The sequence below is a fragment of the Pseudomonas agarici genome, from assembly GCF_001543125.1.
GTDB lineage: Bacteria > Pseudomonadota > Gammaproteobacteria > Pseudomonadales > Pseudomonadaceae > Aquipseudomonas > Aquipseudomonas agarici.
The window spans coordinates 1,356,195-1,382,497 of the sequence record NZ_CP014135.1 but is presented as its reverse complement, the minus strand read 5'-3'; the positions used below and the strand labels follow the sequence as shown (position 1 = coordinate 1,382,497).

General features: G+C 58.9%; 21 protein-coding genes. 7 read left to right on the top strand and 14 right to left on the bottom strand.

Annotated features, from left to right (window positions below):
- Positions 1 to 484: 484 nt before the first annotated feature.
- Both AWM79_RS06035 and AWM79_RS06030 read left to right on the top strand, forming a co-directional pair.
- Complete coding sequence (locus AWM79_RS06035; protein ID WP_017133881.1) at positions 485 to 2,143, top strand: nitrite/sulfite reductase; 1,659 nt, start codon at positions 485 to 487, stop codon at positions 2,141 to 2,143.
- Entirely contained in the window at positions 2,127 to 2,621 is a 495-nt protein-coding gene (locus tag AWM79_RS06030) for a DUF934 domain-containing protein (protein ID WP_017133882.1), read from the top strand. The genes AWM79_RS06035 and AWM79_RS06030 overlap by 17 nt, the downstream gene beginning before the upstream one ends.
- Before the next feature lie 40 nt (positions 2,622 to 2,661).
- Here AWM79_RS06030 and AWM79_RS06025 read toward each other — a convergent pair whose 3' ends face one another.
- The gene (locus AWM79_RS06025) at positions 2,662 to 7,509 is read right to left on the bottom strand and encodes an NEL-type E3 ubiquitin ligase domain-containing protein (RefSeq protein ID WP_060782405.1); all 4,848 of its coding nucleotides are present in this window, start codon (positions 7,507 to 7,509) and stop codon (positions 2,662 to 2,664) included.
- A 127-nt stretch (positions 7,510 to 7,636) separates the two neighbouring features.
- Complete coding sequence (sohB, locus tag AWM79_RS06020; RefSeq protein ID WP_017133884.1) at positions 7,637 to 8,671, bottom strand: protease SohB; 1,035 nt, start codon at positions 8,669 to 8,671, stop codon at positions 7,637 to 7,639.
- Positions 8,672 to 9,134: 463 nt separating this feature from the next.
- Here sohB and AWM79_RS06015 point away from each other — a divergent pair, with 463 nt between their 5' ends.
- Positions 9,135 to 9,482 (top strand): SCP2 sterol-binding domain-containing protein, encoded by a 348-nt coding sequence (locus tag AWM79_RS06015; protein WP_017133885.1) that lies wholly within the window; start codon positions 9,135 to 9,137, stop codon positions 9,480 to 9,482.
- Between the two features lie 66 nt (positions 9,483 to 9,548).
- Here AWM79_RS06015 and AWM79_RS06010 read toward each other — a convergent pair whose 3' ends face one another.
- Genes AWM79_RS06010 through AWM79_RS05985 form a run of 6 tightly spaced genes read right to left on the bottom strand, consistent with a single transcriptional unit; the run spans position 9,549 to position 15,765 of the window.
- Positions 9,549 to 11,084: an ABC transporter substrate-binding protein gene (locus AWM79_RS06010; RefSeq protein WP_026013395.1), complete on the bottom strand. Its 1,536-nt coding sequence runs from the start codon at positions 11,082 to 11,084 to the stop codon at positions 9,549 to 9,551.
- Positions 11,081 to 12,094 carry an ABC transporter ATP-binding protein gene (locus AWM79_RS06005; RefSeq protein WP_060782404.1) on the bottom strand — a complete coding sequence of 338 codons (1,014 nt, stop codon included), beginning with the start codon at positions 12,092 to 12,094 and terminating at the stop codon, positions 11,081 to 11,083. Before AWM79_RS06005 ends, AWM79_RS06010 begins: the two co-directional genes overlap by 4 nt.
- The gene (locus AWM79_RS06000; protein WP_060782403.1) at positions 12,091 to 13,077 is read right to left on the bottom strand and encodes an ABC transporter ATP-binding protein; all 987 of its coding nucleotides are present in this window, start codon (positions 13,075 to 13,077) and stop codon (positions 12,091 to 12,093) included. The genes AWM79_RS06005 and AWM79_RS06000 overlap by 4 nt, the downstream gene beginning before the upstream one ends.
- Positions 13,074 to 13,931 (bottom strand): ABC transporter permease, encoded by an 858-nt coding sequence (locus tag AWM79_RS05995; protein ID WP_017133889.1) that lies wholly within the window; start codon positions 13,929 to 13,931, stop codon positions 13,074 to 13,076. Before AWM79_RS05995 ends, AWM79_RS06000 begins: the two co-directional genes overlap by 4 nt.
- Complete coding sequence (locus AWM79_RS05990; RefSeq protein WP_017133890.1) at positions 13,928 to 14,875, bottom strand: ABC transporter permease; 948 nt, start codon at positions 14,873 to 14,875, stop codon at positions 13,928 to 13,930. Before AWM79_RS05990 ends, AWM79_RS05995 begins: the two co-directional genes overlap by 4 nt.
- A complete protein-coding gene (locus tag AWM79_RS05985; protein ID WP_017133891.1) occupies positions 14,872 to 15,765 on the bottom strand; it encodes a proline iminopeptidase-family hydrolase in 894 nt (297 codons plus the stop codon). Before AWM79_RS05985 ends, AWM79_RS05990 begins: the two co-directional genes overlap by 4 nt.
- Positions 15,766 to 15,935: 170 nt before the next feature.
- Between AWM79_RS05985 and AWM79_RS05980 the strand changes: the two genes are divergently transcribed.
- From AWM79_RS05980 to AWM79_RS05965, 4 genes are all read left to right on the top strand, one after another.
- Positions 15,936 to 16,700, top strand: coding sequence for a LuxR family transcriptional regulator (locus AWM79_RS05980; RefSeq protein WP_017133892.1), 765 nt, complete (start codon positions 15,936 to 15,938; stop codon positions 16,698 to 16,700).
- Between the two features lie 90 nt (positions 16,701 to 16,790).
- Positions 16,791 to 17,690 (top strand): proline iminopeptidase-family hydrolase, encoded by a 900-nt coding sequence (locus AWM79_RS05975; RefSeq protein ID WP_060782402.1) that lies wholly within the window; start codon positions 16,791 to 16,793, stop codon positions 17,688 to 17,690.
- A 170-nt stretch (positions 17,691 to 17,860) separates the two neighbouring features.
- A complete protein-coding gene (locus tag AWM79_RS05970) occupies positions 17,861 to 18,928 on the top strand; it encodes a phosphotransferase family protein (RefSeq protein ID WP_060782401.1) in 1,068 nt (355 codons plus the stop codon).
- Between the two features lie 26 nt (positions 18,929 to 18,954).
- On the top strand, positions 18,955 to 19,722 hold the full coding sequence (locus tag AWM79_RS05965; protein ID WP_017133894.1) for an SDR family oxidoreductase: 768 nt from the start codon (positions 18,955 to 18,957) through the stop codon (positions 19,720 to 19,722).
- Positions 19,723 to 19,901: 179 nt separating this feature from the next.
- Here the strand turns inward: AWM79_RS05965 and AWM79_RS05960 are convergent, their stop codons facing one another.
- The 6 genes from AWM79_RS05960 to AWM79_RS05930 all read right to left on the bottom strand — a co-directional run bounded on the left by AWM79_RS05960 (position 19,902) and on the right by AWM79_RS05930 (position 26,282).
- Positions 19,902 to 20,921, bottom strand: a complete 1,020-nt coding sequence (locus tag AWM79_RS05960) for an ABC transporter substrate-binding protein (RefSeq protein WP_060782400.1) — start codon at positions 20,919 to 20,921, stop codon at positions 19,902 to 19,904.
- A gap of 226 nt (positions 20,922 to 21,147) precedes the next feature.
- Positions 21,148 to 21,615, bottom strand: coding sequence for a hypothetical protein (locus AWM79_RS05955; protein WP_082712579.1), 468 nt, complete (start codon positions 21,613 to 21,615; stop codon positions 21,148 to 21,150).
- A gap of 715 nt (positions 21,616 to 22,330) precedes the next feature.
- The gene (locus tag AWM79_RS05945) at positions 22,331 to 22,543 is read right to left on the bottom strand and encodes a hypothetical protein (protein WP_060782398.1); all 213 of its coding nucleotides are present in this window, start codon (positions 22,541 to 22,543) and stop codon (positions 22,331 to 22,333) included.
- A 97-nt stretch (positions 22,544 to 22,640) separates the two neighbouring features.
- The gene (locus AWM79_RS05940) at positions 22,641 to 23,882 is read right to left on the bottom strand and encodes a methyl-accepting chemotaxis protein (RefSeq protein ID WP_425262055.1); all 1,242 of its coding nucleotides are present in this window, start codon (positions 23,880 to 23,882) and stop codon (positions 22,641 to 22,643) included.
- A 572-nt stretch (positions 23,883 to 24,454) separates the two neighbouring features.
- Entirely contained in the window at positions 24,455 to 24,859 is a 405-nt protein-coding gene (locus AWM79_RS05935; protein ID WP_017133899.1) for a TraR/DksA family transcriptional regulator, read from the bottom strand.
- Positions 24,860 to 25,244: 385 nt separating this feature from the next.
- Complete coding sequence (locus tag AWM79_RS05930) at positions 25,245 to 26,282, bottom strand: ABC transporter permease (RefSeq protein ID WP_060782397.1); 1,038 nt, start codon at positions 26,280 to 26,282, stop codon at positions 25,245 to 25,247.
- Between the last annotated feature and the right edge of the window lie 21 nt (positions 26,283 to 26,303).

The following is a 26,303-nucleotide window of genomic DNA, read 5'->3' as shown; positions in this document are numbered from 1 at the left end:
GCCAACGATAGCGTCGCACAGCCTTGACGTTATCGTCGCCATGCCACCGGAGCCAGCTCGCCCTTATGGTAAGGCCAGGAAACCTGGCTTTATTTATGGCTGACCCAGAACACGGCCGTGGCCACCACCAGGATGATCAGGAACAGGATCGCCCAGGCATCGACCGTACTGTCGCTTTTCCTTGCTTTGGTTGGATTGCCCATCGCATCGCCTCTTGTCGGTTTTATCGGTGATTGCTCGAAGACTCACCGATAGTTAAGACGACAATTGCCCCTATCACAACCAAGGTCTTTGTCAGGTCGATCTGCTTATCGATTTCAATTATGTTCATATTCAAAAACATCACTTTTGCACATAAATGCAAACTGCTATCTTGCGCCAGTTCCTTGTGGGATCGTGCGGCCGTGCGCGCGGAAATTGTTCAGGTAACGTGACTGCGCTTGTGGGTTCACGGGACCTATAAAAGCCTGAAAACAGGATCAATATGTACGTATACGACGAGTACGATCAGCGGATCATCGAGGACCGCGTCAAGCAGTTCCGTGATCAGACCCGACGCTATCTGGAGGGTGATCTGAGCGAAGAAGAGTTCCGCCCTCTGCGCTTGCAAAATGGCCTTTATATCCAGCGTTTCGCCCCGATGCTGCGGGTTGCCGTGCCCTACGGCCAGTTGACATCACGGCAGACGCGGATGCTGGCCAAGATCGCTCGCGACTATGACAAGGGCTATGCCCATGTCAGCACCCGGCAGAACATCCAGTTCAACTGGCCGGCGCTGGAAGACATCCCCGATATTCTCGCCGAGCTGGCAACCGTGCAGATGCACGCAATCCAGACTAGCGGTAACTGCCTGCGCAACGTCACCACCGATCAGTTTGCCGGGGTGGCTGCCGATGAGCTGGTCGACCCGCGCCCGTGGTGCGAGATCGTTCGCCAGTGGACTACCTTTCACCCTGAATTCGCCTATCTGCCGCGCAAATTCAAGATTGCGATCAACGGGTCGAGCTCCGATCGCGCCGCCATCGAAGTCCATGACATCGGCCTGGAGCCACGGTACAACGCTGCCGGCGAGCTGGGTTTCCGCGTGCTGGTCGGCGGTGGCCTGGGGCGTACCCCGGTGGTCGGGGCCTTTATCAACGAATTCCTGCCGTGGCAGGACCTGTTGAGCTATCTTGACGCCATCCTGCGGGTCTACAACCGCTATGGCCGTCGCGACAACAAGTACAAGGCGCGGATCAAGATCCTGGTCAAGGCCTTGACTCCCGAGGTCTTCGCCGAGAAGGTCGAGGCCGAGATGGTCCACCTGCGCGGCGGCCAGACCACGCTGACCGAAGCTGAGGTGCAGCGCGTGGCCAAGCACTTCGTCGATCCCGACTATAAGGCATTGGGCAACCAGGCCACCGAACTCGCCGAACTGGACCAGCAGCACCCCGGTTTCGCCCGCTGGCGCGCTCGCAATACCCTGGCTCACAAGAAGCCCGGTTATATTGCCGTAACCCTGTCACTCAAGCCTACCGGCGTTGCTCCAGGCGATGTCACCGACAAGCAGCTTGAGGCCATTTCCGACCTCGCAGACCGCTACAGTTTCGGTCAGTTGCGCACCTCCCACGAGCAGAACATCATTTTGGCCGATGTCGAGCAGAGCCAATTGTTCAGCCTTTGGGGCGAACTGCGCGAACACGGTTTCGCCACACCGAACATTGGCCTGCTGACCGATATTATCTGCTGTCCGGGCGGTGATTTCTGCTCCCTGGCCAATGCCAAGTCGATTCCGATCGCCGAATCCATCCAGCGCCGTTTCGACGACCTGGACTACCTGTTCGACATCGGCGAACTGGACCTGAACATCTCCGGTTGCATGAACGCCTGCGGTCACCACCACGTGGGTCACATCGGTATCCTCGGAGTGGACAAGAAAGGCGAAGAGTTTTATCAGGTGTCCTTGGGAGGCAGCGCCAGCCGCGATGCCAGCCTGGGCAAGATCCTCGGCCCGTCCTTCGCCCAGGACGATATGCCCGAGGTGATCTCGAAGCTGATCGAGGTGTACGTGGAACAGCGTACCGAAGACGAACGCTTCATCGACACCTATCAACGTATCGGCATCGACCTCTTCAAGGAACGCGTCTATGCAGCGAATCATTAAGAACCACGAGGTTGTCGACGAAACCTGGCACCTGTTGCCCAAGGACGCGACCCTCGACGGTATCACCAACTGTGACGATCTGATCGTACCATTGGCCCTGTGGCGCGAGCACGCTCACGCCCTCAAGGTCCGCGACGGCGGCCTGGGTGTGTGGCTGGACGCCGACGAAGAAGCCGAGGAAATCGGCGTCGACGTGCACCACTTCCAGGTGATCGCGCTGAACTTCCCCTCCTTCACCGACGGGCGCAGCTACTCCAATGCCCGCCTGCTGCGCGACCGCTATGGCTACAAGGGCGAACTGCGGGCCATTGGCGATGTACTACGCGACCAGTTGTTCTACCTGCACCGTTGCGGCTTCGATGCCTACGCCTTGCGCGCGGACAAGGATCCGTATGAAGCCCTGGAAAGCCTCAAGGACTTCTCGGTGACCTACCAGGCTGCCACTGACGAACCCTTGCCACTGTTCCGTCGACGCTAAGCCTGTTCGGCCCGGGCGGATCCCGCGCTCGGGCCGGCGCTCATGAATCAAGCGTTTGCTCTGAAATCCTCGCCAGTATTTTGCGGGTCTGAGCCAGCGCCTCATTGGCCATCGCCTCTCGCCACGCCTTGAGCTGGTCGCCCATCTGCGCTTCAAGTTCGACATCAATGAACTCATGCCAATGGCGACTGCGGCTACTCATACGCAGGGCATCCAGTGCACGGACCGCCGTTTGGTGCTGCTCATCGATGTCGTTGAACCGCGAAGGGTAATGTTCTTTCAGGTAATCGACCCAAAACTCGCGATCTGCCAGAGCCCGTGCATACGCAGGGCTGTGCTCTCGGGCCAATACTTTGGCAGAAGCCACCGTCAGATCTTGCTCCGTTACTTGGGCCAACCCGGTCACTGTCATGTGCCCTGGCTGGCCCGGCAAACGCAGTCGCTCTCTCAGGCCAACGCGGTAAGCCAACCGCAGGTCCGACAGATCGCTCCGTGGCGAGTCGGAGTTCTTCAGCCGTGCCTCGACATCCGCCTGAGCCAGGGTGTCGACCTCATCCAGGCGCCACAAGCCCCGAGCCAGCTTCAGTAGATTCAGTTCGGTGTCGACTGAGGCGCTCGCGGCCATTGCACTCGCCCGATTCACCATGACTCTGACCTCCAGATCGCTGAAGACCAGCTCGACGCCATCGGAACAAGCCTGCGGGTGAGAAGCCAGGTCAAACAGTTCTTCGCGTAGTTGAGTGTATTGACTGGCCCCATCCATGACCTGCCAGACCCGCAGACTCAAACCCTGGCGTGCCTCGCGGTACTCGGCGGTGATAGTCAGATCCGCCAACAGTCTAAAAAAGTCTTTGCAGCCTTGCTGCCGATAAAGCAACTGCCACTGCTGTTGCTTCAAGACTTTCTGGTCGGCGGATACGGCATCCAGCCAATGATCGCACTCGTCTGACGGGGTTCCGCGCTGGGCGTGGGCCCGCTGTCGACCCTGGGTATCGATGCCGAAGGTGATGCCGGTTTCGCGCTCGTAACGTTGCAACCGTTGCATGCCTTCGGCCGAAAGCGCCGGGTTGTCATGCAGATAGGTAGCCCGGTTGGTGGAAACTAGCCCAGAGTAAACCGCCTCGGGGATCGTCGCGATCCGATTGTCGCGCAGGTCCAGGCACTGCAGGTTGCGCAATCCCGATAGCCCGACAGGCCAACGATCCAGCTCCGCATGACGCAGCAACAGGCTCTCCAATTCGCTCATCGGGCTGACATCAGGCGGCAGGCACAACGGATTGTCCGACAGATTGAGGAGTTTCAGCCGGGTCAGGCTGGCCAGCACGGTGGATGCCTGATCGTTCAGCACAATCTGATTGCCCGGCAGGTGTAGCTGCTCCAGTTCGGGCATCTGCGCAAGCTGCTCCGGCAGACTGCTTAGATGATTAAAACCCATGGACAACCAACGCAGTTGCCTGAAACACGACAAGAATGAAACTTCATTGCTGGCTATGGCCATGTCATTCATGAACAAAAAGCCTACATGACTGAAGTCGGCACTGATCGCCGGCAGATCCCCGACACGCATACCTAACAGGTCGAGTTCATAGAAATAGCGCCCATCCAACGCGTTGCGGTTGGACTGTTTTCTCCAGCAGGCGAGGATCGCATCAGCCACCCGCTGCTTGCTATCGAGGCTCACGGGAGTGACCTGCGAGGTTCCACCTACGGACCTCCAGGTCTGGCGGTGTACCCATTTATCCAGCTTGGCTAACAGCGTTTCATACTCTTCCCGCAAGCGTTCTAGTTTCACCAGGCAGGCGGATTCGGGCAAGCGTAGCGAGGTGAGAAAATGCCCCACTTCCTCCGATGAAAACCCCGGATACAGGTCACGCACACGACCGATCAGTCGCTGGGAATACCCGAGAACCCCACTGCCGTCGCTCATCGGGTAGCCGATGCGCCATGAGGCAAGGCGAATCGGAGGCCTGAACCAACGACTGAAGGGCGATAGGCCTAGCGTCTCCTGGGCGGCATGGGGATCTCGGATAATCTGGCCGACAATCCGCTCTTTCAGCCAGGCACCTTGCGCGGTACCGTTGAGTCCGAGGGCAATGCGGTCAGGCTCTGGCAGGATGTGAACCATGGCATCGAAAATGTTATCCGCTCTCCCCAGGAGCGCCCCTGAATGATCAAAGGCGTTGTACTGTCGAGCGACCTTGAGAATCACCCGCGGCGTGGTGATATCCAGATCCCCCACCGTTTCGGATGCTTGGCTGGTAAACCGCTGCTCGCGCACCTCGATCCGTAGACCCTTGGCCGGCCAGCCCGGCAGGCGCTTGAGCGTATGCAGCGCGAGGCGATCCGCCAGGGCGTATTGCGGTGCTTGCAAGTACCAACTCTCGCACACCCGATTAAGCTGCAACTGCTTGAGGTACCAGCCGATTTCCTCCGAGAGCCGCAGTGGCACGCGCTCGCTCAAAAGATCGAGTTCAGCACTGTTAGCATGGCCAATCAACTCCCGGGCGACACTGGTAGGCAAGCCAGGGAACGCTTCGAGCATCCGATTGATCCTGGGATCGTTGGTCCGCTCGCTCGCCGCGTACAACTGATCGAACAGCCATTGCCTGCGCTGTGCGGCCCAACTCTTGAGGCGTTGGCTCAAGACCTGGACGCGCGCGTCATTCTCGAGCAGATCCGCGCCGAGCAGGGTACGACGCTCGGACTCGCTTAGCATGTTCAACGTCGATTTGAGCAAGTCGCCATTCGCGAGCTGCGACTCGATAATTTGCAGCGAGGAGAACTGTTCTGAACGGCGCTGCCCATATTCCTCGATGATTTCACCCGAACCGTTGCATACCTGAACCACGCGGTTTTCCGGCCACTCGGGCAGCGATGTCAACAGCCGTAAGCGCAGATCGCCCTGTTCCGGTGTGTGCGAGAGGGCGCCGGGCGCCTTGCCGATAAACTCGCTGATGGCCTGGTCGATTCTGAAGCGCTTGATCGTATCGAGCAGCAGCGCGGGCGCCGGCTGATTGTCCGCCAGGGATTTACGCAAGGCATGCTCGTGGCCGGAACACAATTGACGGATCTGTAAGTTCAACTCGGCGCCGAGTCCGATCATGGGTTCGCCGAGGCGGCGGAACAATTGCTCCACAGGCCACTCAGCCACTCGTTCGTAAATCGTTTGCCAGACACCCGCGCGGTTGTACCTGAGCGGCACGGCATGAAACGCTTCGCCTAGCGGATGTTCAATCCGCCATTGCAGGCGGGCGCTGTCGTACTTCACGGCATACAGCTTGCCTTCCCGCGACAGATAGAGGTCGCCCTGAAACGGGTAAAGTCCCATTTCATTGGCCTGCAGATCCTTCGGCAAACGGATATCACACTCGTAGGGCGCAAGGTCACTTCGCCACAATCGGCGCTGGCCTCCCGGGCCTTCAATGGGCACCAAGGCGTCGACCGAAGCCGGAGCCCGGCTCCTGAACAGTATCTTACCGCCCTTCACCACCTCAGACCCGATCACCATCATGGCAATGTCTTCCGCAACACCCAGCAGGTAGGAAATGGCCTCGTGTTTCTCTCCGATTTGCCAGGACGCAAAGCCCTCATACACTTCCACAACCATCTTCACCACCGCTGCCGCCAAGACGATCTCGCCGATCACCGGCAAGAACGACAAAGCCAGCGACAATAGGCTCAGGCCGGCGTCGCGATAGGCGTCCAGGCGCGCCTGACGCGAGCGGGCGTCGACATCAGCCGTGGGTACCACCAGGTGCCGTGCGTGCGCCTTGATCTGGCTATGGCGCTGCTGCTGAAAGCTCTCGAATAAATCACCGTCGATGGGCACTTCACTTAACGGGAGATATTGCAAGACTGGCGGTACCGGTGGCCATTTTCGACTCAGCGGAGGCAACCTGGCATTCAGGGTCCGAAAGAATCGCAGCCGGTGTTTCTCGGGGACGAAGCGAGCAAAAAATTTCTGGTAAGACGGATCCCGAAGTTTCAGGGTCAGATCATGTTCCAAGTGGACAAAGTGCCTGTAGAGCTTCAGCGGGCCGTGCGGGTCATCCGGAATATAGGCAATGCAGGGTAAGGCCCAGCCCTCCACCAATTTCGCACCGATGACCACCCACCCACTCAACTCGATATCGAACATTTTCATCCAACTGCAATGAATCGGTTCGCCACCCAGCTTCAAACCGGCCTGCCCGTTGATCAGTCCCTTCAGCAAATCATAGGTCGTGGAAGAGATCTCTCCCTTCATGTAGGCGATATCCGCATTCACCGCCAGCGCCTGTTTGTCGTACTCGATAAAATGCTGCTTTACCGACAAGACGCCGTTAGCCGACGGGCCCGGAGGGTTGAACGCACTGTCGATATGCGCCTGATACAAGCCCCCCAAGTCCAATGTTCGACAGAGCCAGGCAAAGTCTTCTGGGTTGAGAGACCTGTCGCCGCTCGCGGAGGACCCTGGAAACTGAATAATAGCCTGGCCCGCAAGAGCACCCTCCACGGCCTCGTCGGCGTCGAAGTTCTGCAGGGCCGCCTCAAGCAGTGTCTGACTACGGGAGAAACTAAAGAGCCGGTCCTCGAAGATACTGGACAGGTAAGCCGTATCGAGCCTGACCAACCGGGCACTCTGCACGTTCTGGTTGGCACTGACCTGTCTTTCCAGTGCCTGAACCAGGCGTGGCATGCAGAATGCGTCGATCTTTTGGAGCTGCGCCATGATTTGCCGGACTTCATGCCTGGCGGCCTCCAGGGCCAGCAGGTTCTCACGAAATGACAGGCGTGTTTGCGCAGTGGCCAGATAGAGCCAATGGGGAATTTTTTCCTTGATCGTATCGAAATGAATGCCTGCTTCGGCAGGTGTTGGGATTTGCTCAATGACGCTTTTTTCTTCCATATCAATCAACCTGGACATCCTTAGGGATGTCCAGTGTATGAATCGCTTGATGGGAAGGAGCAGTACTTATCGCTGGCGGGTGGCCTCCAGCGGTGAAGACCGACAGCGGTCAACGAGCTGGGGGGGCTTACCAGAAACGCTGCTGGATCATGCGGTTCCAGCCGTTGAGTAGCATGCGCTCGATCGAACCGCTGGCGGCCAGGCCGATGCGCTCCTGCAGGCTCTTGCGTTCGGCATAATGCAGGTGAAACAGCTCGGCGGACTTGGCGCGCTCGGCCAGGTATTCGTCGCTGGTCCGGAGTTCGTCGACCAGTTGCTTGTCCAGCGCGGCCATACCCAGCCAGACCTCGCCGGTGGCCACGTCGTCGATGGCCAGTTGCGGGCGGTAACGGGAGACGAAGTTCTTGAACAACTGGTGAGTGATGTCCAGGTCTTCCTGGAACTTCTCACGCCCCTTGTCGGTGTTCTCGCCAAAAACTGTCAACGTGCGCTTGTATTCGCCGGCGGTCAGCACCTCGAAGTCGATATCGTGCTTCTTCAGTAGCTTGTTGACGTTGGGCAACTGCGCCACCACGCCGATGGAGCCTAGCACGGCGAACGGCGCACTTATGATCTTCTCGCCGATGCAGGCCATCATGTAGCCGCCGCTGGCTGCAACTTTGTCGATACAGATGGTCAAGGGCACCCCGGCCTGGCGGATGCGCACCAGTTGCGAGGAAGCCAGGCCATAGCTGTGGACCATACCGCCGCCGCTTTCCAAGCGCAGCACCACTTCGTCCTTGGGGGTGGCCAGGGTCAGCAGCGCGGTGATTTCGTGACGCAGGCTTTCGGTCGCCGACGCCTTGATATCACCGTCGAAGTCCAGCACGAACACCCGTGGTTTGTCCTGCGGCTGCTTCTGCTTCTTCTTATCGTCCTTGCCCTGCTGCTTGCCCCGCTCCTTACGTAGCACCTTGAGCTGCCCCTTGTCCAGCAAGCTCTGCTCCAGGCGCTCGCGCAGGCCTTTGTAGAAATCGTTAAGCTTGCTGACCTGCAATTGGCCGGCGGACTTGCGTCGCCCTTTGCCACGCAACGAGGCCGCGACGACCAGCACCACGACGATGGCAATGACCAGGGTGACGGTTTTAGCCAGAAAACTTGCGTACTCGGCAAGAAAATCCACAGTGACTCCTTAAAAACGAGGCTACCCCCGGCTTTGGGGGCGTGACACCTCAAGCATACCGTCGGGACAGCCCTGCGGCCAGCCGCCGTTGCGCCAGAAAACAAGTCCCTGACAAACATTTCAAACGAGCGTATGTTTTTTTATTGACAGGTTTCTGTCATCCCCATAACCTCGCCAGAACTTCAACGTACCGGGGCGACGCGGACGTGGGCAGTATCTACTTGATTCGATATGGCTAGGCCTTCTTCAAGGTGTCTGTACGGCAGGCATTCGAATTGGACTGCTAATTCGTCAATACCTCACTCCTCCACTCCAGTTCCCTGGGCGCGAAGTGACCTTGGTGTCCGGCAACAGTCAGACACACTTGCAACTGCTGAAGACACCCGACCTCCTCACCTGCCATTGAGAACCGGCTGACCGTGACCCTTGGAGTCGCTGTAATCACCCATAAAAGGATCAAATCATGACTGCTGTAGCCGATGCCGTACAAGCAATGCACGCCAAATTCAACCCAGCCGCCGCTGCCGGACTGGATCTGGTGTTCGGTTTCCGTATCGACGACACCAAGCACTTCTCGCTGGTGGTCAAGGACAGCACTTGCGAACTGCAGGAAGGCGAAAATCCGGACGCGCAAGTAACCTTGGTGATGGACAGCGAGACGCTGAAAGGCATCGTCAGTGGCGAAACCGACGGCATGCAGGCTTTCATGGTCGGCAAGCTGCGCGCTGAGGGCGACATGATGCTGGCCATGAAACTGAGCGAGCTGTTCCCGTCCCAAGACCTGTTGGAAACCGCTGGTCAGCTTCCATAGAGGTTGCCAAAAGCCAGGGATATCCCTGGCTTTTGTGTTTTACCCGCCTGGCGACTCAGTCGCTGATCAGTTGCTGGCTACCTTGTCATCTTTCTTCACGGTCTCTTCCAGCGAGAAACGACCCAGTGGATTCTGTTGGAAGTTCTCGATGTTGTTGCGCGAGATGTTGATGTACGGGCTGTAATACAAATCGATCCAGTTGACATCGGCTTTGGCCATCTTCTGCAGGTCGATGTACATCTGCTTGCGCTTGACCGGGTCGCTTTCGATGCGGGCCGCCGCCACCAGTTCCTTGACCTTCTCGTTCCGATAGCCCGTCATATAGTTGTTGTTGGTGTCGTGACCAAGGACGAAGGTGGTTTTCTGGTCGGCATCGAGAATATCGTTGGTCCAGTACATCACCGACAAGTCATAGGCCCCGTCGATCAGCATCTGCCAGCTCTGCGTCGGATCGACTTTCTGCAGGTTGGCTGTGATGCCGACCTTGGCCAGTTGCTGCTGGACCATCACCGCGATCTGCTCGTCCGCTTCGTTACCGGCATTGACCACATAGTTGAGCTTCAGGTTCGACACACCGGCTTCGCTGAGCAGCTTCTTGGCTTTCTCCGGATCGTAACGGCGTTGCAGATTGTCCGCGTAGTGGTACTGACCGCCCTTGGGAATATAGGAATAGGCCACGACTCCCTTGCCGAAGGTCACGGTGTCCACCAGCGATTTCTTATCGATCGCATAGTCCAGAGCCTCACGCACCTGCGGTTTGGCCAATTCGCCATGGGCATGGTTGATCAGCAGGTGGTCCTCGCGAGTCGAAGGGTCGAGATGGACCACCAGATTCTGGTCTTTCTGCAAGGCATCCACTCGCGAGAATGGCACGAAGATCGCCGAGTCCAACTCCCCCGCCTGGACCTTCAGCATGCGGGTATTGTCATCCGGGATGGAGATCCATTCCACGCCATCGAGGCTGACGCTGGCGGCCTGCCAGAAGTCCGGGTTCTTCTCCAGGACCACGCGATCGCCGCGAATCCATTCCTTGACGGTAAAGGCACCGGAGACCACCGGTGTCTCGGCGTAGGCATCCTCGCCCATCTTCTCGATGGCCTTTTGCGACAGCACCGAAGCGGTCGGTGAAGCCAGTTGCGAGACGAATGGCACCGAAGGAGTCTTGAGGGTGACTACCAAGGTTTGCGGGTCCTTGGCCTCGGCTTTGTCGATGAGTTTGTAGGAATCGCTCCACAGCGACGCCTTGTTATCACGGATGCGTAACAGGCTGAACGCTGCATCGCTGGCGGTGATCGCCGAGCCATCGGAGAACTTCGCCGGGCGCAGCTTGAAGGTGTAGGTCAAGCCATCGGGCGAGGTCGTCCAGCTTTGCGCCAGTCCGGGCTCCAGTTGGGTGCCGGCCTTGTCGACGCGCACCAGGGTGTCGTAGACGTTGGCGAACACCCAGGTATCGCGGTTCTGCGCACTCTTGATCGGGTCGAAGGTGGTGCTGTCTTCCCGGCAACCAATGGTCAGCACGCCTGCGGCTTGCGTCACACTTGCCGCCAACGAGCAGACCGCCAGGGCGGCGGCGCTCAACAATTTCAAATGCCTGGATCTCATGCGTATAACTCCCTGTTAGTCGATGGTAGGTTGAGTGTTTGCAACAGCGGTTCCTCGAGCACACAGCTATAGCGTTGATGCGCGAGGTAATGGGTCGGCGGTGGCGCTTCGGCGCAACCTGGCCGGGCGAGACGACAGCGCGGGTGAAAGGCGCAGCCGCTCGGAACGTTCAACGGACTCGGTGGCTCGCCGGGCAAGGGTTCGGTGGGCAGTTGACGATCCGGATCGATATTGGGGATCGAATTGATCAACGCCGCCGTATAGGGGTGGCGTGGCGCAGTGAAGACCGCCTCGACGCTGCCTTCCTCGACGATCTGCCCCAGGTACATCACCGCGACCCGGTCGCATAGGCGCCGGACGATGGCCAAGTCATGGGCGATGAACAGGATCGACAGGTTCAGGCGCTGCCGCAGCTCCAGCAACAGATTGATGATCTGACCTTGGATCGATACATCGAGCGCCGCCACGCACTCGTCGGCAACGATCAATCGTGGCTCCACCGCCAGGGCTCGGGCAATGCCCACTCGCTGGCATTGCCCACCACTGAGACTGCCCGGCTTGCGCCCGGCCAGTTCCGGCCTTAGTCCGACCAGGGTCAGCAGTTCCTCGACCCGTGCCGGAATCTTCTCAACGCTCACCTTGCGTTGCACCCGCAGCACCTCGGCAATGGTTTCGCCGATGCTCAGGCGTGGATTGAGCGCGGCATAGGGATCCTGGAAGATCATCGCGGTTTCGCGGCGCAGGAGCTCCAACTCAACCCCATGGCCCTGGGCGACATCCACCCCGTCAAACAACACCTGGCCGGCGGCGATATCGTTGAGTCGCAAGATGGCGCGGCCAAAGCTGCTTTTACCGCTGCCCGATTCGCCGACCAATCCCAGGGTTTGCCCCGCGCCCAGAGTCAGGGAAACCTCGTTGACTGCCCTCACCCACTGGCGGCTCATCCCCAGCAAACCGCCGCCTTGGGCGGCAAAGCGCACGTGCAAATCCTTGACTTCAAGCAGGTTCATGGCCGACCTCCCAACGCCAGGGGGTAATGACAGGCCACCCGCTGCCCATGTTCGATTATCCGCAGGTCCGGCAAGGTGTCACTGCAATGAGACCCCAGGTGCTGACAACGCGGATTAAAACGACAGCCTGTCGGCAGGTCACTGAGCAAGGGAGGCTGGCCGCCGATAGTGAGCAACGGCTCCTGGCCCGCGCCATCGGCCGGCTGGCACGCCACCAGCCCGGCAGTGTAGGGATGGCCCGGTCGCGCCAGCAGATCGCGCTTGCTGCCGTGCTCGCACAGGCGACCGGCATACATCACGGCAATCGAGTCGCAGGTCTGGGCCACCACGCCCAGGTCATGGGTAATCATAATCAGCGACAGCCCGCGTTGATCCCGCAGATCGAGCAACAAGCGCAGAATCTGCGCCTGTACCGTCACGTCGAGGGCGGTAGTCGGCTCATCGGCGATCAACACCTTGGGCTCGCAGCCCAGGGCCACCGCAATCATCGCCCGCTGGCGCATGCCACCGGAAAACTCGTGGGGATAGTTGTCGATGCGGCGCTGGGGATCGGAAATTCCCACCTGACGCAGTACCTCGATAGCTTGCACGCGAGCCTCACGGCGTGTGCATTGCTGGTGCTGACGGATACCTTCAGCGATCTGCTCGCCGATGCGCATCAGCGGGTCGAGGTGACTGCTGGGATTCTGGAATATCATGCCGATCTGTCGTCCGCGCATCCTGCGCATGCCGGCCTCGTCCAGCGTCAGCAGGTTCTGCCCGGCCAGCCGCACGGCGGTACCCTCGACACTCAGTCCGGCAGACGGCAGCAAGCGCATCAGCGCTCGACAGGCCAGAGTCTTGCCCGAACCGCTTTCACCCACCAGGCCGAGGATCTCGCCCTGCGCCAGATCGAAGGACAGGCGATCGACCAGGGTCAGTGGGGTTGGGCCGTTGTGGGCCAATACACTCAGGTCCTGGACTTGCAGCACCGGCGAACTCATGTGCGCGCTCCCATGGCATCGGCGACACCGTCGGCCAGCAGGCTAAAACCCATGGCCAGGGTCACGATGGCGATACCAGGAAAGGTGCAGATCCACCAGGCACTGGTAATCAGGCTCTGCCCTTCGGCAACCATGGTGCCCCACTCCGCTGTCGGCGGCTGGACGCCTAGCCCGAGATAACTCACCGCCGCGCCATTGAGCAGCACCAGCACCGCATCGGACATGGCGAACACCACCGAACCGAACAGCGCATTGGGCAGCAGGTGACGGAACAGGATGCGTCCATGACCGAAGCCGAGGCTTTTCGCCGCCAGGGCGAAATCGCTTTCCTTGAGGATCAGGATCTGCGAGCGGATCAGCCGCGCATAGGACACCCAACCCACCAGAGCCATGGCGATATAGAAGCTGGTCAGCCCAGGGCCGAGAATGGCCATGATCGCCAACATCAGGACCAGGAACGGAAAGGCCAGGACGATATCGATCAGACGCATACACAGCGTGTCGAAACGACCGCCGATATAGCCGGACAAGGCCCCCACCACGGTGCCAATCAGGAACGGGAAAATCACGCCCAACACCGATAATTGCAGGTCGACCCGGGCGCCCCAAATAACCCGCGATAGCACGTCCCTGCCAAAGTGATCGGTGCCGAACGGATGAGCCGCGCTCGGCGCCAGCAAACGCACCTCGATGTTTTGCAGGATCGGGTCGTAGGGCGCGATCCACGGCGCCAAGAGTGCCAGCAGCAGCCAGCCGCCCAGAATCACCAAGCCAAGATACATCGCCAGTCGACCGTGGCGCAGACGCAGACTGAGAGCATTGCGTCGCGCCACCATCACCTCGGCACCACTCATCGGACCTTCACCCGTGGATCGATGGCCACCGTGGCGATATCGGCGAGAAAGTTCACCGCCACCGTCGCCAGCGCCAGGACCATCGCCACGCCCTGTACCACCATGTAATCACGACCGAAAATCCCGCGTACCAGCAACTGACCGATCCCTGGAATGGCAAACAGGCTTTCGATCACCACTGTGCTGCTGATCAGCCAGCCGATATTCACCGCCAGCAGGTTGACCGTGGGCACCAGTGAATTGGGTAACACATGCCGGCGCAGGATGGCTGCCTCGGACAAGCCCCGCGCCCGGGCGGCGCTGACATGATCGGCCTGCAATTCCACCAGCATGCTGGCTCGCAAGTTGCGAATCAGCACCGAGGACAGGGCCAGGGCAATGGTCAGGCATGGCAGTACCAAGTGATGCAGCTTGTCCAGCCAGGTGCGGCCATAGCCGGTCACCGGAAACCATCCCAACTGCACGCTAAACACCAGGATCAGCATGATTCCCAGCCAGAATGCCGGCACTCCGAGGCCGCTGGTGGTGAAGACCCGCACCAGGTTATCGACCCAGCCGCCCTGGTGCCGGGCCGCCAAGGTCGCTAACGGAATCGCGATCAGCAAGGCCAGCAAGACACTGCCCAGGACCAGGACCAGCGTTGGCTCGATACGCGTGGCAATCAGCTTCAAGGTATCGACCCGATACTGGATCGATTGCCCCAGGTCGCCTTGCAGCAGGTTCTTCAGGAAATAGACATACTGCATCGGTAGCGGCTGATCGAGACCGAACTGGGCGCGGATATTCGCCAGCGCCTCTGGCGTGGTTCGCGATCCTAGCAACGCTCGCGCCGGATCGCCGGGAATCGAACGGATCAGGACAAAGGTCACCAGGCTGATGCCGAACAGCACCGGCAGCAATTGCAACGGTCGGGTCAGGATAAAGCGGTAGCGCTGCAGGTTCATGCAGTGCCCCGATGACGCTGCAGGAAGTCGAGCAGGACCGGAAAGTAGGCTTGGGGCTCCTCGTAGAACGGCATATGGCTGCTGTTGGGGAACACATGCAGCTCGACATCCCTGAGCGCCCGCTTCATCCGATAGGCACAAGCCGGAGTCAGCTCATCATGCTGACCGGTGGTGATCAGCACCGGCATCTCGAAATCGGCCATCTGCTCGATGCGGTTCCAGTCCTTCAGATTGCCGACATAGAGGAATTCATTGGGGCCCTGCATGGCCTCGTAGGGTCCCATGTTCCAGTCATTCAGCGAACGCTTGACCGGTGCCGGCCATTCATCGAGGCGGCACACATGCCGGTAGTTGAGCAAAGTGATCGCCGCCTGATATTGCGGGTGATCCAGGGTGCCCATGGCCTCATGGCGCTGCATCATCGCCACGGTTTCGCTGCCTAGGGCCGCACGCAGGCGCTGCAACTCCTGGGTCAAGTGCGGGATATCGCCGACGGTATTTTCCAGTACCAGGGTCTTGAGGTGCGCCGAATGATGGATCGCATATTCGATCGCCAGCCAGCCGCCCCAGGAATGCCCAAGCAGATGCACCCGGCCCAGCTCCAGGGTCTGACGTACCTGCTCGACTTCGGCGACGTACCGGCTGATATCCCACAATGCCGGGTCGGTGGGGCGATCGGACGCGCCGGTGCCCAATTGGTCGAACGCCACTACCCGCAGGTTCTTTTCCTTCAGCCAGCCATGGGCATCGCGCAGGTAGTCGCATGGCAAGCCCGGACCGCCGTTGAGACACAACAGCACCTCATCGCCACTCCCGTAGCTATAAACCACGACACTGTGGCCATCGACTTCTAGGGTGTAACGCTGATCCGGTTCCAGTTCGTACCACATGACGCTCTCCCTGTTGCTGGCTTTATGTAGCCTGTCGGCTTCACCCTAGCGGGGAATTTCCTAGCCCATAAGCTAGCAATTCTTATAGGTTTGATCTGGCTGTCCCTCGTCCAGACGTGGCATTCTACTTGCCTGATTTCAGGATTGAAATTTATTCAGGAGAGGAAAGGATGCAGGTCAAATTCTCTGAGGTCGATACCCGTCGCTTATCCGGCAACAACATGGATGAACTGATGGATAACGCACTGGTCCTCGCAGGTCACCTGGGATTCGATGCCCTGGTATACGACTATACGCCGGTGCCGCTGGACCACGACGGCAGTATGATTACCCCGTCAGTGCTTCAGGTCCGTAACACCCCCTCGGACTGGCACTCGCTCTGGTGCGAACAGGGTTTCTACCAGATAGATCCCGTGCAGCAGCTGGCACTGAACACTGTTTCGCCCTTTGTCTGGTCCTATCAGCCCAAGGCTGAAACCGCCCTGCAAAAGGTCATTGAGCAGCGCCATTCGCCTGTGACCAGCTACCTGCAGGACCGGCAAATGACCTGCGGTGTCAGCGTGCCGATCCATCTGCCCAAGGGTGGCTTTGCCTCCTTGACGGGCTTGCGTACAGGCAACGGTAAATATGTCCTAAAGGATGCACGACAAACTCTTACAGACTTCAGCGTTATTTCCCATGCGTTACAGGAAGTCGCCTACCCTTTATTCAGCCCGGAAATGCGCGTATATCCACTTATTCGCCTGACCCGGCGTGAACGCGAGTGCCTGCAATGGGCTGCCGAGGGGTTGACCGCCAAGGAAATAGCCGAACACCTGCATCGGTCGTTGGCCACCGTGACCCTGCACTTGACGTCCGCCATGCACAAGCTAGGGGCAAAAAACCGCGTACAGGCGGTATTGCGAGCGGCGCATTATCGGTTGCTCGACAGCTGACCCGGCAAAAACCTATCAATTCACCTAGTTATGTCGCCGAACAAGTTTCGCTATCGTGCCCTGAATCATGCACTCAGGGAGTCTGAAGAAATGGAATTCAATGAAATACGCGAAGGTTTTGCGGACTTTGGTTCGCACCGAACCTGGTACCGTGTCACCGGCGACCTGGCCAACGGTCGTACCCCCTTGGTGATTCTCCATGGCGGCCCAGGCTGTACCCATGACTATGTCGACGCCTTCAAGGACATCGCCGCCAGCGGTCACGCAGTGGTGCATTACGACCAGCTAGGTAATGGCAAATCGACCCACTTGCCTCTTCAGGACTCGTCCTTCTGGACCGTCCAACTGTTTCTCGACGAACTGGACAATCTGCTCGATCACTTGGGCATTCGCCAGCACTACGTGCTGCTCGGCCAGTCCTGGGGTGGCATGCTCGCCAGCGAGCATGCGGTGCGCCAGCCGGCAGGGCTCAAGGCGATCATCCTCGCCAACTCGCCCTCGTGCATGCGCACCTGGGTCAGCGAGGCCAATCGCTTGCGCGAGCTGTTGCCGGAGAACGTCCAACAGACCCTGCTCAAGCACGAGCAAGCCGGCACCTATAACGATCCGGAATACGTCGAGGCCTCGCGGGTATTCTATGATCGCCATGTCTGCCGTATCACCCCATGGCCGAATGAAGTGGCCCGCACCTTCGCCCAGATCGATGCGGATCCCACCGTCTATCACGCCATGAGCGGCCCGACCGAATTCCACGTCATCGGTTCGTTGAAGGACTGGACCATCATCGACCGCCTGCATCGGATCAGGGTACCGACGCTGGTAATCTCCGGTCGCCACGATGAAGCCACCGAAGCGGTGGTCCGGCCCTATGTCGAGAACATCGCCGGCGCACGCTGGGCGCTATTCGAAGACTCCAGCCATATGCCCCATGTCGAAGAGCGCCAGGCTTGCATGGGCACGGTTGTACAATTCCTCGACGAAAGCCTCTGATACATTCCTCTGACACCACCATCACTACAAGATTTGCGGTAGCGCATCAGGCACGCTGATTACCTGGCAACACGCGCCCCTATAAGACCGGGTCCTGCTTGTACCTCTGCGGAGCGAGCATTAGATTAGCCAATAATCTCTGATCTCCAGAATAAGCAGAAGGGATAAGCATGGCGCTTACTGACCAGTCCACCAGCACCCGGGCTGGCGAAGAACTCGATGCCGAGTTGATCGATCCATACCTTAAGGCGCATATTCCAGGTCTCAGCGGCCTGCCGCGGATCAGTCAATTCCCCGGCGGTGCGTCGAACCTGACCTACCTGATCCAGTATCCCGAGCAGGAGTTGGTTCTTCGGCGCCCGCCGTTCGGCCACAAAGCCAAGTCGGCTCACGATATGGGGCGCGAATTCCGCATCCTCAATCGGCTCAAGGACGGCTTCCCGTATTGCCCGAAGGCTTATGCGCATTGCAGCGACGAAAGCCTGATCGGCGCGCAGTTCTATGTGATGGAGCGGGTCAAGGGCATTATCCTGCGCTCCGACCTGCCACCGGAGCTTGGCCTCGATGCCGCCCAAACCGAGACGCTGTGCAAGAGCTTCATCGAGCGCCTGGTCGAACTGCACCGCGTCGATTACAACGCTTGCGGCCTGGGCGAACTGGGCAAGCCCGAAGGCTATGTCGCGCGACAGATTCGCGGTTGGAGCGAGCGTTATGAACAAGCCCTGACCCCGGACGCCCCGAAGTGGGAAACGGTCAAGGCCTGGCTGAATGACAAGATGCCCGCCGACCATCCGACATCAAGCATCGTCCACAACGACTATCGTTTCGACAATGTCATCCTCGACCCGCAAAATCCGATGCAGATTATCGGCGTGCTTGATTGGGAACTGACCACCCTTGGCAACCCGCTAATGGACCTGGGCAACACCCTCGCCTACTGGGTCGAGGCTAGCGACCCGCCAGCGGTACAACTGATGCGGCGCCAGCCTAGCCATGCACCGGGCATGCTCAGCCGCCGTCAGGTCGTCGACTACTACGCCGAGCGTTCGGGCCAGTCGATCGACAACTTCGACTTTTACTACACTTATGGCCTGTTTCGCTTAGCCGGTATCGTGCAGCAGATCTACTACCGTTTCTTCCACGGTCAGACCCAGGACAAACGCTTTGAGCCGTTCATTCACATGAACAAGCTGCTGGAGCAGATGAGCCTGCAAGTCCTGCATAAATCCAATCTCTGACCGCGACCACAAACAAGGGAAAAACCATGTCCAAGACTCAGTTGTTCGATCTCGACGGCAAGATTGCCTTTGTCTCAGGCGCCAGCCGTGGCATTGGCGAAGCCATTGCCCGGCTGCTGGCTCAGCAAGGCGCCCAGGTGATTGTCTCGAGTCGCAAGCTCGACGGTTGTCAGCGCGTCGCCGACGCGATCGTCGCCGAAGGTGGCCAAGCCACCGCTATCGCCTGCCATATCGGCGATATGGAACAGATCACCCAGGTTTTCGCCACCCTGCGTGAACAATTCGGACGCCTGGACATCCTGGTCAACAACGCCGCCACCAACCCGCAGTTCTGCCATGTACTGGACACCGACCTCGGTGCGTTCCAGAAGACTGTCGAGGTGAATATCCGCGGTTATTTCTTTATGTCGGTGGAAGCCGGCAAACTAATGCGCGACAACGGTACTGGCAGCATCATCAACGTGGCTTCGATCAACGGTATTTCCCCTGGAGTGTTCCAGGGTGTCTATTCGCTGACCAAGGCCGCAGTGATTAACATGACCAAGGTCTTCGCCAAGGAATGCGCGCCGTTCGGTATTCGTTGCAACGCCCTGTTACCAGGCTTGACCGACACTCAATTCGCCTCGGCCCTGGTCAAGAACGAGGCGATCCTCCAGACCGCGCTGCAACAGATCCCGCTCAAGCGTGTAGCCGAGCCGAGCGAAATGGCCGGAGCCGTGCTGTACCTGGCTAGCGAAGCATCGAGCTACACCACTGGCGTGGCGTTGAATGTCGACGGTGGCTTCCTTTCCTAGACTTTGTACGAATTGCTCCAGGCACAAGCAGGCGAGCAGGCCAGAGTTAACGGCCTCCCAAAACCGATACCGTCCGCTTAAGAAGCCTCACCGTTGGAGCCCTGCCTGGCCGGGACACCGACAACCTGCGAGCGGTTGCATAAGGCGCGCTTTTTTAGCAACGCGGTGCCGGTCTGTTCCTACAGACTGGCGCTGAGCCGGTCCGCCACGTCTTTGGGCACCCAGGCCTGCCAGACCTGCGGATGTTCCTTGAGAAACGCGCGGGCCACCTGCGCAGGCGGTTGACGCTCGTCAGCCATCTTCGCCAGTGCCTGGTTCAACAGATCGATCGGCAGATCGACCTTGGCAAAGAATGCCACCACTTGCGGGTGCTGCGCCTTGAAAGGCGTGGACACACCGATACTCAGCTTCGAGGGCAGCGACCGGGTCGGCCGGGGATTGGGATTGTCGGCATCGGTCAGGGTCTTCCAGGCCTCGGCATCAAACGCTGGCTCCTCCAACTGCACCAGCTTGAACTTGCCCAGCAACGGCGTCGGCGACCAGTAATAAAACAGGATCGGCTTGCCACGACGAATTGACGAGGTGATCTCGGCATCCAGCGCCGCGCCGGAACCGCTGCGAAAGTTCACGTAGCTATCGCTCAAACCATAAGCCTTGAGCTTCTGCTTATTGACGATCTCGGAGGTCCAGCCGATCGGGCTGTTAAGGAAACGCCCTTTGTCAGGCGACTCGGGGTCCTTGAACACATCCTTGTACCGTTTGAGGTCCTCGACACTGCGCAGATCCGGCGCAAGGGGTTTGATATCCCGCTTTGGATCACCCTTGATCACATACTCCGGCACCCACCAGCCTTCGGTGGCGCCCTTGACGGTATCGCCCACCGCGACCACCTCGCCCGCCGCCTCGGCCTTGATCCAGACCGGGCTGCGGCCAGCCCACTCTTCGCCGATCACCTGGATATCGTTTTTGGCCAGGGCAGTTTCCAGGGTCACGGTAGTACCCGGCAACATATCCGTTGGCAACTCGTAGCCGTGCTCGACGATATAACGCAAAAGCTCGGTAATCAGGCTGCCGCTTTCCCAGTTCAAGTCGGCAAAATGAATCGGTGCGGGCGCAGGCGCTGCCTGAGCCGACAGTGACGCGATAGTGACGCAGAATACAGCCAAGGCGCTGGCCAGCCGCGCGCGAAATGCTTTCATGGATCTACCTCGGTCGCTGGATAGCTTTCGACGAAGGTCGAAAGTTTCTGGATAACTCAATCAACTGACTTTAGTAGAGATTTCGGGAGCGGTGTACGTCAACTTATTCCATGCTCTGTGTCTGAAACTGCGACAACTCTCCCCCGACCTTGCGCCTCCACCGGCACCGAGCATCGGTGTGTCTGGTAGAGATGTCGCGGCTGAAATTCGGCCGAGCCGACGCTCACTACTCACTGGCTTTGAAAATCAACTCGCCTTTGCGCCACCTGGCGGCCTTTTTGGTCACATCCTTGAGCGTCTTGGTCAGACCTTCGCGTAATTGTTCGTTGGCGGCGAAGACCATGATAATGGTGTGACCTTCCTTGAACAGGATCCCATGCCCCAGCTCCGTGGTCACATAGGCGTAGTCGCCCAAGCCATAGACCGTCTGCTTGATGTCGCGAAACTTGATATCGAACTTTCCGCCCTCGCGGCTGGGCAATACCGCCGCCCGGAAGTGATCGCCGACTTTCAGTTCAAGACGTGGCTTGTCATCGACGACCAACGCCGTTTCGGTGTCTATTTCGGCGATATAGATACCTTCAGCGGTTTGTTCGGTGATGTAGACAAAACGTGATTGAAACTGCTTGACCAGTTTGGCCCGCAGATCGCCCAGTACAAATAACGCGTGCATATCGAGATTGCTGACTGCCAACGAAAAACCCTCAAACTCAAAGAATGAAGCCGCCCCGCCAGAGGTCGGGCGGCACAGAACATTCGGCGACTGCCGACGGTGACTCACTGGAAACCCTGATGACTGCAAATCGGCCTTGCGCAGACCGCCGGGGAACACAGGAAGCCTAAAGGATCCAAAACCCTATTACTTCTGCGAACAATCACCAGAACGTGAAGGAAAACGCCGCGTATTGCTGACTCCAGAAAGTGAGACAGAGAAGTTACGGGAATCCCTTTCCTGAAAAAATAGTTTCCGACGTACAAGTAAAATAATGCCCCGAATGAACCAAACCTCAAAGCACCGGTTGATTCTAGAACACGTCGACCTGTTGCGGCTATTCAAACCACTGACAATGGATATCAAATAAGACAAAAAGCAGCGATTGGTATCGGCTTGACCTCTGGCCGGACAGTCGCCAGGAAGAAATTTTCTGCTGTCAGTCCCTGCACCGTCGTTATGCGCCATGACGGAAAAAACTTTCCGGCGATAGTCAGCATCAGCCCACGCTGCAAGCACCCCGAGCCCATTTCAGCACCGCTAATCATCTGCACGGATACCTTAGCTCAGGTTCGGAAGCCACAAGCCTACACCCAAGACGCCGTGACGAATCATAGCCCGCTATGGGGGGAGCAGCAACGCCGATCAGCGGTTGGTCGCCTCCTAAGTTGACTAACAGAACTAGTCACACAGGCCACTAGGCGGCGCTGAACACGCCCGGCGCTTCAAGCCCATGCAGTTGCGCCAACCACGCCTCCCGGCATTCTTGCGCTTCGAGTCGAGTGGAAAAGGCCGTGCCACGGCGCTCTCCATTCACCAACACAACCCAACATACCCGTTGTCCAGACGTCTGTAGCATGGCCGGAACGCCGCTGCCGATCATCGCCACCACATCGATCTTGCTGTGCATAAAGGATCTCCCGTCATAGCTGGTGGCTCATCATAGATGACCAATACCGACGGGAAAAAGCTATGGGCGCGATAGCCCTTTGCATCAATGATAACGATCAACGCTTGCGGGCGGCGTGGGGCGCATTTTCCGGTTTGTAGCCCAGGCGCAGGCCGCCCCAATGCTGGCCCTTGACCATGATCGGTACTGACAGATCGTGCATCAGTTCACCGGTATCGCGGGTATAGGTCTGCAAGAGCAGCGGTTGCCGGTGGCTGCCACAGCGAACGCCGGTGCGGTCATCGAACTTGCGCTTGGTCCGGTTCTGCAGGGTGTCTTTCGCTACATCGCCGGTCAAGGGCTGGGAAAATGCCTGGTTATGGGTTGGCACATACCCTTGGGGGGTACAGGCAATGGCAAACACCAGCCCCTCATGGCGGCTCAACAGCGGTTCCTGGATCGCCGGCAACACCTGGTCGGTGTAACGATCAAAGCGTGTCTGGAACTTCGCCGGCGAGGTGTTGGCGATCGCCAGGTAATTACGGTCGAACAGGTCGTCGAGGCTGATCCGACTCTGTTCAATATCCGCCTCGAAGCGTGCGGCGATCTGCTCGGCGCCTTCACGAGCCAGGTCGTAGATACGCTGGTGATAGTCGTCCAGACCAATCTCAGCCAGGCGCTCGCTGATGGTTTCCGCCTGCCCTTCCATTTGTACGGCGGCTTCGGCCAGGCCACGGGTCTGTTGGTCGCTCGCCGCCAGGTCGCTGCGCATCTGCTCTACCGCAACAAACAGGCTACCCAACTGTTCACGGTTATTGTGCGCGCCCCGAGCAATTTCACTGACCTGACTTTCGACTCCAGCAGCCAGGCGGGCAATATTTTCCAGATACGCACCGGTATGTTCGACCTGTTCGACACCGTTGTTGAGATCCATGGACAATTGCTGGATCTGCTCCACCACCTGGGCAGTGCGTTGCTGGATATCAGCGACCATCACCCCAACCTCATCGGTGGCGGTCGCTGTGCGACCGGCCAACCCACGGACTTCATCGGCGACTACGGCAAAACCGCGGCCATGCTCCCCGGCGCGCGCAGCCTCGATGGCGGCATTGAGTGCCAGCAGGTTGGTCTGGCTGGCAATCGCCTGGATCACCAAAGTCACCCGCTGGATCTCCTCGCTACGCAGGCTCAGGGCTTCGATCAGCTCCCGGCTGGCGCCGGCACGCTGGCTGAGTTGATGCATGCGCGTGATCGACTCCGACAGCAGCGCATGCCCTTCGGCACCGCTCCGGCGTGCTTCGCTGGCGCAAACGAGCGCTTGCTGGCTCAGTAGCGACGTGGCTTGTTCGGTGTCGAGCATCATTTCGGCGCTGCTGACGATCTGCGCCGCGGCGCCGAGTTGCGACTGCAGCTTGCCGGCCAATTGCTTGACCGAAAAGGCCACGCCGGCGGCGGACAACGCATTATGGCTGGTCACATAGGACAAATCACGAGTCAGCTCGCCCAAGGCGCTGTTGCCGGGGACAACGGCAACCGCTACCTGGCGCGACTTCAAGTGCGGCAGCCAGACCAGCAGCAGCGCTAGTGGCAGGCAGGCGACCAATGGCCAGTCGGCATAGGCCATGGCTGCTAACAGCAACGTCAGCCCGACACTTTGTATCAACACTCCCCACCAATGCGAGCTGGACTTCGACTGCACTGGCGATTGCGTCAGGGCCTCGGACAGAATTCCTTCTCCAGACATGTGCATTACCTACTTTCAGTTTCTAGTTATTTTCTTGCATTAAACGCCACTACAAGGCCATTAGCCATGCTCCATTAGTGGTAATCGCAAGCGCGGAATCTGAAAGCAGAAAAAGGATGTGGCGAGGTCTTGGGAGAGTGAGTTCAACAGGTGGCGAGCAGGCTGGCCTGATCGCCACGAAAGCTGAATCAGGCCTGACGCTGATGCTTATCGATCTGCTCGTGGCGCTCTTGAGCTTCGATGCAGTACTTGGTGGTCGGGCTGATCAACAGGCGCTTGAGGCCAATCGGATCGCCACTGTCGTCACACCAGCCGAAGGAATCTTCACGAATGCGATCCAGAGCCTGTTCCAGCTGTGGCAGCATGCGCTGGTCGCGGTCAATCGCATTCACCAGCCAGGTGCGCTCTTCTTCAACGGATGCGGCGTCGGCCGGGTCTGCCGGGGTATCGAGGCTTTCGATAGCAATACGGTTCTGCTCGATACGCGCGTGGGTTTCGACTTTCATTGCCTGCAGCAGCTCGGTGAAGAAAGCCAGTTGCTCGGCGTTCATGTAGTCGTCCGCCGGCATGGCCAGCAACTTTTCCTTTGTCATTGACTTCTCTATAGAAAATACGTGCATTAAGGCGAATTAGGGAGCGTCCTGAGCACCTGAGGGGATGCACAGAAAGGCGCCGTCCATTCCAAGCGCCACCCGGCACTCAATTTACGAGGGGCGGCAGTCTAAGGCCGAGTTATCGAGTCAGCAACTGAAATGACAGCAAAAATCCTCCGATAGCTTCGGACGAGCGTCCTGGAGCCCTTTCATGGATGCGCATCGGAGTGTGTTTATAACAAGAAATTTCGTTCAGTGCCCGCACTCAGGGGACAAACGGCACAACTGAGGGTTGGGCTAATCCGGAAAAAAGCCGCCGGGGCGCTCAAAAGCTTTATCGGAACGCCGCCCGACAAGCAACGCTCCCACCTCGGAAGCCTGAGCTCTAGCGCTTGAGCTTGCGCTTGTTGCGGTATTGGTCAATAACCACCGCGATCACGATGATCAGGCCCTTGATGATGTCCTGGATATAGGCGTCGACTCCGACAAACGTAAAACCGCTGGCCATGACCCCGAGAATCAGCGCACCGATCACCGTGCCGGTAATACGCCCCACGCCGCCGGCCAGGCTGGTGCCGCCGATGACCGCCGCGGCAATCGCGTCCAGCTCATAGGACATGCCCATTCCGGCCTGCCCGGTAGCTGCTCGGGCTGAAGCCACCACCCCGGCCAGCCCGGCGAGGAGCCCGGCAATACTATAGACGATCACCAGATGGCGCTTGACGTTGATCCCCGAGGTGCGGGCCGCCTGCATATTGCCGCCGATGGCATAGGTGTACTTACCGTACTTGGTGTAGCGCAGGGCGATATGGAAGATCACCGCCACCACCAGGAAAATGATCACCGGCATCGCCCCGTGACCGATGGCCGTGTAGGCGTCCGAGAGCATGCTCACCGGCTGCCCTTCGGTGTAGTAGCGAGCCAGGCCTCGGGCCGAGACCATCATGCCGAGGGTCGCAATAAAAGGCGGGATCCCGGTCACGGCGATGATGCTGCCGTTGATCGCCCCCGCCAGCAGCCCGACACCCAGCCCAGCCGCCAGCGGTATCCACACCGGCAGGTCGGTCAGCGACGGAAACACTGCCCGGGAAAAGTCCGAGGTCTGCGCCAGGCTGGCGGCAATCATCGCCGACAACGCCAGCACCGAGCCGGAGGACAGGTCGATCCCGGTGGTGATGATGACCTGGGTCACGCCGATGGCCAGCAGGCCGATCACCGATACCTGCAGGATCATCAGCACCAGACGCTGGGAGTTCATCAGAAAGCTTTGATCGCGGACGATCCAACCGAACAGCTCGAAGACCAGGCCAATCCCGATCAGCACCAAGAAGATGCTCAGTTCGCTCGGCAACCGTCGACGGTGCTTGATCGGTGCCAGGGCGGGCTTGTTGTCCGCCGGTTTGTTTTCCAGGACTGCACTCATGACCGCTTATTCTCCTTTGCC